Annotated in this window: 2 protein-coding genes; one reads left to right on the top strand and one right to left on the bottom strand. The window is 52.9% G+C overall.

What is annotated here, in order from left to right:
• Positions 1–79: 79 nt before the first annotated feature.
• Positions 80–2,797, bottom strand: a complete 2,718-nt coding sequence (locus QT222_RS04120) for a DrmE family protein (RefSeq protein WP_491476400.1) — start codon at positions 2,795–2,797, stop codon at positions 80–82.
• A gap of 267 nt (positions 2,798–3,064) precedes the next feature.
• Here QT222_RS04120 and QT222_RS04115 point away from each other — a divergent pair.
• On the top strand, positions 3,065–3,416 hold a 352-nt coding region (locus tag QT222_RS04115; protein ID WP_491476399.1), incomplete at its 3' end, for a hypothetical protein.

Genomic DNA, 3,416 nt, shown 5'->3' with positions numbered 1-3,416 from the left:
TTCTTCGACGATTGGTGTTGGTTGTAACCACGCCTCGGGATAGTTTTTCCTTCTTTTATAGTAGCGGGCGAGTGTTGGATTAGGTTTTGAAGAGACGCCCGAGGTGGCGTTTGCTCCCCTGAAACAGCTCGTCTGACACCGATTCAACCCGCCGATACTCGACAGCATCCTGCACGTCTCCTACTCGGATATTGAATTTCTCGAAGAGCCATGTATCGCTATCATCTGATGAGCCAGCACTGAAGAGGATCTTGTCGAGGTGCCGGCCAACCTGGCGGTGAAGGTTCCGAATCTCGTCGAGTCCGGCTTCTATCTCCATAGCCAGCTCTTTGAAGATCTCGACATCGTAGATCTCGCCCAGTGCTTTGATCACCTGATAGTCACGCGGACCTATTGCTTCCTTGGTGATCCAAGTTCGAACTGAGTGGTAGGTTCGGCTCGCTTCCGGAACCTCGTTCTTATCGGCGTAGGATTGCAGAGTAGAAGCCATATCATTGTACGAAAGGTCTTTTTCTGACACAATCCGTTCAAGATTGGTCCGCCAGTATTCCAGCATCTTACTATACTTCTTGAACTCTGGTACTTCGGATCGAATCTTCTCGACGATGTGCTCGAAGATATCGCGACGAGTCTCCTGCTCTGTTATGAGCACCACATCACCGGTCTCGAGAGCATTTGCAGCTTTCCGTTGCCGGCGCTTCTTCCCGGTTCGCTGTTCGTCGTAAACCCATAGGAGCCAGCTTGGATCTTCATAGATATGTGAATCGCCAGACAGCGTGATCTTGACCGCTCCGACGGTCCCGTCCTCAGACGACTCCTCGAGCTCACGGCCTTCATTGACAGACTCCTGTTCGGAACCATCATCGAAGTACTCCGCTGCATTTTGCAGTGCATCGGGATCAGGCGAAAATGAATCTGGATCGAGTTCTGTGTCGTTCTCAACAGCCGAGTCGCTGACGCCAACACTTGTGGTCCGATTACCCCCAACACCTTGCTTTCGGGTCTTAGGGACCTCACCTTCGTTGTCTTCTTGCTGCTCGCTGTCGGCGGTTGATCCCGGGGAATCATCTTGAGAAATCGGAACTGGTTCGTGACCCTCAGCCGGAAGATCGAGATAGGTCGAAAGCCCACTGTAGTCCACGTCGAGATGTTCCGCCGTGTGTCGAAGTGCGCCCGGACCGCAACGATGGTCAGTTATTCGTTGCAGTTCTTCGAGCCAGTACTGAAGGCGGTCAGTTTCCCATTCATACGCGAGGTATGTCTGACTGGGCGCAACACCGGACATCACAGCTGGTCGGTGACTCTTCGAGGGAACACCAGGGAAGAGAAGCCGGTCTCCCATCGGAATTGTATGGGTGTTATACAGCGAGTGGAACTCGATGCCTGCCTCATCAAGTTCACTTCCGCGAATACCTGCCTGTTCGGAGATGAATGAACGGAGTAGCGATGTCTGTCTGTTAGTTGCAGTCAGGACGACCAGTGATTCGTCACTGTCGACAGCCGTTCTGAGTTCGCTTACAATCTCGTCTGCCTTGGGGTTCCGCTGAACAAGCTGTGACCGCATCCGAGACAGAGAATCGCAGGCGTCTTCGAGCATATTTCCAGCACCAGTGACGTCGCTCTCGAGCGCTGCATAGTTTTTCCGGACGTTATCGATCATCTGATCTAGCGCTGAGCCTGCACCCCAGCCGCTCTCAAATGCCATAACGTCATCATGGAACTCAACTGACGTCGGAAGTGTACTCAGATACGAGTGGGTGAAGTAGAGGTCACGCATCGCGTGGCTAACCGAGCGGGGGAACGAATCTCGACGATGGCGCACATAGCTAGCTACTTTCTGGATTTTATTGTAGGCATCAGTAGCTGCAGGCCTGAGATCTCCGTAGGTGAGCTCAGTAATATCACGGTCGATACCATTCGTGATGTTTCGCAAAACCGGAATAGAAACTTCGAATGGGGAGGTCAGATCTCGGGTGTCGGCTGTTATTGATCGGGGATCAAACGACGAGCGTCGAGCCTCGATATCGAGTAACCCGGTACCGGCTTTCTGAAGGGTCGACGGGCTGTAGCCCCAGAACAGTGTCTGCTCATCTGGTGACAGCTCAGTATTCTGTTCCTCGAGCTGCTCAAGATGCCTGTGGCAGGGTGAATCGAAGATATACAGGAGCGGTATACCCCGTGCTTCCGCGTGCTCTTGATATTGTTCGATAACGGAAAAATCATCAAGCAACTTCGTCGTCAGGTCAAGAACAATCCCAGAAAGCGGGAGTTGCCCTTTACTGGGGAAATCACTGGCAATCTTTCTGCCCAACGTGGTGTGAACGACCGAGACACCTCTGTAATCTCCCTTCCAGTTACGTGGTTTGTGATGGGAGATGTGGGAAAGGCTTCGGCCATCACCAGTCTTCACAAGCGGTGCCGTGAAGTCCGCGAGCGATTCGATAGGAGAATTGGGCAGCGACTCACCGATGCCAACATCGAAATACTGTTCACGAATACCGGCACCGGACCGGTTGCTGACGAAAAGCGTCGGGGGGGCGTTGTAGCTCTGATAGCCCACCGCCAGAAGGACCGGTAACTGAAGATATGTCGGCGCGGACGGATAAATGAGTGCAAGGTCACGGTTCTTTTTGAGAGCCATTCCTGCTGTGGCTACATACGACCGATCAAGTCGCGTCAATCCCACCTGTTTGGTTCCGTAGTGAATCCTCCCCATTTCGTCGGTAACGAGCACGGGGGCCGCGCTATCATCAATCTCAATCAAATCTCCGCCCCCTGTAGAGTCGCCTGCCGCCATAGTGTCCCAATATAGATAACAACATCTAAATGATATAAAAGTGGAGGGTCAGTACACAACTCCAAGAATAGCAGGGACCAACAACTCAAGGCAATTCCACCAGAGAGTATCAATCAAGAAATGAACTACTGGAGGTACCTCTGCAATGCTGGCACCCGGCCAGAATATCTGCGACGGCAGCTTGTCGGGGGGAGTCGATACCGGTCGGTGGCTCCAAGAGATACCATTCTACTCTACGATTATAGCAACAACGAGGTCTATGGACCGATGACAGCCATAACCGGCTGTGAAAAGAATATCGTAGCGAGTGCGTGGGGAGGCCAGTATCCGTATCAGGTCCGCGTAAATTGGGACAATCTCTACCGTATCTCCTCAAGCCGAGCGCCGCGAATCGAAACCAGCGAGTCACTGCCCCATCACAAGTTCGAGTACATCGTTGAGTTGCTTCGGGAGGAAGGAGACAGACTCATACTTCCCGAGTGGGGGTCGCAAGCGGCAGCCTTCGCAGATGAAGCTGTTGCCGAACCAGATGAGGCACAAATTGCCAACGCCCTCGAAGAACTCGAGTCCCAACTTGAGGCAGAGCCGCCGGACACCATGCCAGTCGAACATACAACGG

The organism is Haloferax sp. s1, assembly GCF_058382125.1.
Note: the sequence above shows the minus strand (reverse complement) of the source record. Positions and strands in the feature narration are given on the sequence as shown.

Excerpts from the sequence above, each read along its gene's own strand:
- QT222_RS04120 (WP_491476400.1), bottom strand. The coding sequence starts at position 2,797 with ATGGCGGCAGGCGACTCTACAGGGGGCGGAGATTTGATTGAGATTGAT.